At 57.9% G+C, this 5,481-nt stretch carries 5 protein-coding genes and 1 pseudogene; 4 read left to right on the top strand and 2 right to left on the bottom strand.

Going from position 1 to position 5,481, the window contains the following annotated elements:
• The 4 genes from PMI09_RS31870 to PMI09_RS32680 form a co-directional block, all read left to right on the top strand.
• Positions 1-288: hypothetical protein (locus PMI09_RS31870; protein ID WP_210160823.1), on the top strand; the 288-nt coding region annotated here is incomplete at its 5' end.
• A 440-nt stretch (positions 289-728) separates the two neighbouring features.
• Positions 729-2,720: an ABC transporter ATP-binding protein/permease gene (locus tag PMI09_RS25720; RefSeq protein WP_007801333.1), complete on the top strand. Its 1,992-nt coding sequence runs from the start codon at positions 729-731 to the stop codon at positions 2,718-2,720.
• Between the two features lie 247 nt (positions 2,721-2,967).
• The gene (locus PMI09_RS25715; protein ID WP_007801332.1) at positions 2,968-3,153 is read left to right on the top strand and encodes a DUF3008 family protein; all 186 of its coding nucleotides are present in this window, start codon (positions 2,968-2,970) and stop codon (positions 3,151-3,153) included.
• 256 nt (positions 3,154-3,409) lie between these two features.
• Entirely contained in the window at positions 3,410-3,682 is a 273-nt protein-coding gene (locus PMI09_RS32680) for a DUF4174 domain-containing protein (protein WP_338009975.1), read from the top strand.
• An 826-nt stretch (positions 3,683-4,508) separates the two neighbouring features.
• Here PMI09_RS32680 and PMI09_RS32400 read toward each other — a convergent pair.
• The gene (locus PMI09_RS32400) at positions 4,509-4,778 is read right to left on the bottom strand and encodes an endonuclease/exonuclease/phosphatase family protein (RefSeq protein WP_244423824.1); all 270 of its coding nucleotides are present in this window, start codon (positions 4,776-4,778) and stop codon (positions 4,509-4,511) included.
• Between the two features lie 176 nt (positions 4,779-4,954).
• Positions 4,955-5,481 (bottom strand): annotated as a pseudogene (locus PMI09_RS32395) (proline iminopeptidase-family hydrolase); the annotation flags it as partial.

The following is a 5,481-nucleotide window of genomic DNA, read 5'->3' as shown; positions in this document are numbered from 1 at the left end:
GCGAGGGCCGCGCTGTTGGCAGCCTCGCTGAGTACCTGGAAGGCGGATTGGTCCCCGACCCTGGTGCCGCCAAACCGCACCGTCACCGATATCTGCCGCTCTTGTCCGGCTATGAAGGTGGTTTCGTATACCCGAGCGCGGATCCGCTCGCAGATTTTGTTGACATTTTCCATTGTTGCGTTTGGCGACGATGGCGGCTGGGCGAAATCGAAATTGCAGGGTCATCGGTTAAACGGAGCTATGGCAGTGGTCGCTATATTTGACGGATTCGGCGAAAATAGCAGGTGAATAAATCCGACGGCATTTTAGCTATAGCCACCCAAAATTTTATGGTCCCACCAACCCGATCGCGGCCTGAAAGGCCAAGGCCTATGCGCTCGTTCAAGAAACCCATTCGCACCTTCGGCGTTGGCATCCCGAATGTTTGCTCCTAGCACATGAAACCGTGGAGCCCCCGGTACGATTGACATTGAGGTGAGAAAAAACAAGTCTCTGCGGGCTCAGGCCCCCGCAACCAACCCTTCTTTGCAAATTCTGCCCATTCCGGGTCTTTGCCTCAAGCTCTTCACCGCAACGCTCGAGGAGCTCTTTGCGTTTTGGCTCTGTGTCGATCTCGCCGCCTTCGAGCTTCTCCACGAAATCCGCATGCGTTGCCGCGATGAAACGGCGCTCCCGATGCGGGCAGCGACATCATGAAACCTTTTGTTTTTTAAGCCGTTGTCACGGTTATGATCGACGCTAAATTCAATCCGAGATCGATCGGCGGCGCCAAACCAGACCGTCCCGAGAAAGCATCAACTGTCGAAGTTGCACCGCCGCCAAATGTCGTGGAGCCCGATCCGGAGTTGACGGCTGAGGAGGCGGAGCAGGCGCGCAAGAGATATTTGTTGACGCGCTTCTGGATCAGCGCGCGCGGCTATTGGGGCCGCGGAGGCGACAGCTTCGCGTGGCCGTGTTCACTCGGGCTATTGACGCTGATCGTCGTCAATGTCGGCTTCCAGTATGGAATCAATCTCTGGAATCGCGCAATCTTTGACGCCCTCGAGCAGCACAATGGCCGCACCGTATATCTCCTGAGCGTCGTATTCCTGCCACTCGTGCTCGGAACCATCATCCTCGTCACTGCACAGGTCGCCCTTCGCATGATGATTCAGCGCCGCTGGCGTTCCTGGCTCACGACCGCAGTGATCGCGCGCTGGCTCGCAAACGGTCGTTACTATCAGTTGAACCTCATCGGCGGCGACCACAAGAACCCCGAAGCGCGCATTTCGGAGGATTTGCGGATTGCCACCGAAGCACCCGTCGATTTCATCGCCGGCGTCATCTCCGCATTCCTGTCGGCTTCGACCTTCATCGTGGTGCTCTGGACGATCGGCGGAGCCATGCATCTGACAATCGCAGGCTCGACCGTTACCATTCCCGGCTTCCTCGTCATCACTGCAGTACTCTACGCCGCGATCACGTCCAGCTCGATGGCGGTCATCGGCCGCAATTTCGTCCACGTCTCCGAGGTCAAAAATCAGGCGGAAGCCGAATTTCGCTATACGCTGACGCATGTCCGGGAAAACGGCGAGAGTATTGCACTGCTTGGCGGTGAGGAGGAAGAGCGTAGCGACCTCGATAAGACCTTTACCAATGTGCTCAGGCAATGGGCGCTCCTTGCACGCCAGCACATGCGAACGACGCTTGTGTCGCAGGGATCGAGCCTGTTCGCGCCTGTCGTGCCCGTCTTGCTTTGCGCTCCAAAGTTTCTCGAAGGCAGCATGACGCTTGGACAGGTGATGCAGGCCGCCTCCGCCTTTGCCATCGTTCAGAGCGCATTCGGATGGCTGGTCGACAATTATCCTCGTCTCGCCGATTGGAATGCCTGTGCACGGCGCATTGCCTCGTTGATGATGTCACTCGACGGGCTTGAGCGCGCGGAACAGAGCAACGACTTGGGACGCATCAAGCGCGGTGAAACGGAAGGCGATGTGATGCTCAGTCTAAGCGATCTCTCCGTGTCGCTTGACGACGGCACCGCCGTGGTCAAGGAAACCCAGGTCGAGATCGAACCAAGTGAGCGGGTGCTCGTGGCCGGTGAATCCGGTTCGGGCAAGAGCACCCTGGTGCGGGCCATCGCAGGTCTCTGGCCGTGGGGTGACGGCAGCGTCAATTTCCACGCCGACATGCAACTCTTCATGCTGCCGCAACGGCCTTACATCCCTGCCGGGACGCTCCGCCGTGCCGTCGCTTATCCCGGCGCCGCCGATAGTTGGACCTTGGACAAGATCAAGGCGGCCCTCGACAAGGTGGGGCTCGATTATCTGATCGACAAGATCGAGGAGGACGCGCCTTGGGACCAGACGCTGTCAGGTGGCGAAAAGCAGCGGCTCGCGTTTGCGCGTCTGCTGCTACACAATCCTGATATCATTGTGCTGGATGAAGCAACGTCAGCACTCGACGAGAAGAGCCAGGACAAGATGATGGAGATGGTGATCCACGAATTGCCGAAGGTCACCATCATAAGCGTAGCGCATCGAGCCGAGCTCGAAGCCTTCCATAGCCGCAAAATCACGTTGGAGCGGCGCGAGGGCGGCGCAAAGCTTGTCAGTGATGTTGATCTTGTCCAGCGCAAGAGAAAACGGAACTTGCTTTTGCGCCTCGTGAAGAACCCGCCGGTCCTGCCGAAAGCCAGCACGACCTCGATTGGAATGCGGCCTTCCAAGCGTAAAAACTGAAGTCGCCCTAAGCGTTTCATGGCCCGCATTCGCCTCTCATAGTGCTCCCTGGAAAGGACGTTCTATAAATGCGAGTTTCGAGTTTGCGGTTCCACGCTGAACGTCGACGATCTTCGACAAGACCTCAATTCGCGCATCGAAATCGGTCCCATGCGCAATCTGCAACGTCATTCGACGCGGTGGCGTCAGAAGCAGGAACTTTGTCCCCGGCCGACAGTTAGTTTGCTTGAGACAAAGGAGAAGAAAAATGCCCGCAAAATCCAAAGCTCAGCAGAAAGCAGCTGGTGCCGCCCTTTCGGCAAAGCGTGGTCAAACACCAAAGAACAGGCTCAAAGGGGCATCCAAGGAAATGGTGGACTCCATGAGCGAGAAGCAACTCGAGGAGTTCGCGTCGACGAAACGGCGAGGAAAGCCAGACCGCGTTTCGCACTAATTCCAGGCAGCCGTGCCGCGCTGCTTTCGCCGATCGAGATTAATCACAGGGCTAGACTATTCGCGCGCCCGTAGCGGGAAGAGCTTCGTCTGTCTACATGGGAAGGAAGTAGGACAGGGCTACGCTCACATCACTCATCAAAGAGATCATCGGGGGCGTCTCCGGCGTCCAACGACCCATGCCCAAGTCTTCTCTCGTTTCGCAACGAGTGCCACGTCCTTGTTCTTTTCGAGGGCTCTGCTGACGATCGTCCCGAATTGCAGGAGGAATTTCTTGCCAACCAGCACGAAGCGCTGGCAGTGCGGAACATTGCGCTTTTGCGTGTTGCTGGCCGCGGTTCTTCTCCAGTTTCAACGCCTCGGCCGATAGTGCTGACCAGATCCGTGCGGATCGTAGCGGTCCTTCGCCTGAGGAATTCGAAGCCATACTCGTCGGCGCTGACGGCCAAGTAAAGTTTCGGTCGATGCGACCGGTCAGCGTTCGGTATGTCATAGACTTGATCGACAGAGTACCCCTTAGGATCGAGTAGGCTCGCACACGCGGTGGGCTGATGCGCTATCCCGAATACGATCGGGGCTGGCAAGTACGAATTGACCGGCAGCGAAGACTCGTCGTCGCTTCTGATAGATGGTGCAACGGGCGGAACCCAGCCAGCCAGGTTTGAAAGGCTGGTGGTCGTCCCTCACAATGATGGTGTCGCGGAGTCAGGAGTGGCCTGATGCGGTTCTGAAAATCCTGCCTGTGAGGATGGAGCCTCGCTCTGGCTTCCTAAGGTTTTCCAATGCGAGCTTGATGTTCCCATTCAGAACGCTATTGCGGTTCAGGCAGACTGCGCTGCTGACCGGGAGCCCTGCTCGGGGGGATCACGCGCAGGGTGCCGCTCGAAGGAGCCGGGCGCTCCAGCGCTTCGTCGCCTGATGGCGGCGGTACGATCACGCCATTGCAACGGGCCAAGTCTGCATCGCCGCCGCTCCGAGATGGTGAACCTTCCTGCAATTCCTGTTGCGACGGAGCCTGACATCGTTCTGAAACCGGCTTTCTCGTGCTTTGACCTACGGCGTCCGTCGAGATCAACAGAACCAGGATGGCAGCGATGTTGCGCATGAAGTGCATCAGCATCCTCCGCAGCATTGTATTCAATGGCCAACTGCCGACTCCCTGCAAAAGTTCCAGTCTGAGATGATGCGATGTGGGATCAAAGCGCTGGGAAGCATCAGGTGATTTCTGAAGATCTCGTGGCAAACGGCGATGGTAAGGAGCAGCAGCGTTGCCGTTCGTAAGCCGGAACTAACGCTCAAAGCTTGCCGCGTCCCCAAGAGATGCGTCGTCCGAAACCTACCGTTCCACATCCAGCCTCACCAGAAGCGGCAAATGGTCGGACGCCGGCGTGCCAGCCGATCAGCCGTGATCGCCACGGAAGCGACCTGGAGGTCCTTTGATACGAAAACATGATCGATGCGCAGCAGCGGGTAGCGCGATGGATATGTCGGCCGCGGCTTCGTTTGGGCCAACAACTGGGCGTCGCAAAAATGCGTCGCCAAGCTTTTGTAGGCAGGCGACGATGGAATGGCGTTCAAGTCCCCGCAGACGATCGCCGGTAGGGCCTGAAATCGGACGTTTGCGATCCAGTCGTCGCCGAGGAGCTCTGTTACTTGCCGGTTGCGGGACCAAGGTGCGTGTTGATCACATTGAGAGGCGATCCGTGGACGTCAACCTGCACCCAGATCGCCCGCGTGTCTCGCCGACCGAGGGCAGCGAAGCAGCCTTATCAGGCGCGTGGGCGGCAAAAATCGTCTGCGCGTCAATCGAAGCGCGAGAGGAAGCTAGATACCTTTTCCAAGCAGAGCGCCTTTTCTTCGACATGCGGCATGTGACTTGAGTTTTCGAATAGCACCCACTCGCATCCCCTGATCTTGTCGACATAGGGCCTCACAACGAGCGGTGTGGCCTCGTCGTATTTGCCTGAAATCAGCAGGGTAGGGGCTTCTATGAGATGCAGACGGTCTTCGATCGTCCAGTCCTTCATCGTGCCGATGACGTGGAATTCGGTCGGCCCGTTCATGTTGCGGTAGACGGTATTGTCCTCGTCCATGATGGCGAAGGTGCGCGCGACTTCGGCAGGCCATGGCGAAACGCGGCAGACATGGCGGTCGTAGAAGACCCGCGATGCGGTGATGTATTCAGGATCGGTGATCGTACCGGACTTCTCATGCCTCAAAAGCGTGTCCTGCACATCCAGCGGCAGTTCCTCGCGCAGACGGTTTGCTTCCGCAACCCAGGTGTGCATGTTGGCTGGCGAATTGGCGATGACGAGCGCCTTCAGCCCCT

The organism is Rhizobium sp. CF122 (assembly GCF_000282035.1).
Taxonomy (GTDB): domain Bacteria; phylum Pseudomonadota; class Alphaproteobacteria; order Rhizobiales; family Rhizobiaceae; genus Rhizobium.
The sequence above is the reverse complement of the archived record's forward strand: the minus strand, read 5'-3'. Positions and strand labels throughout refer to the sequence as shown.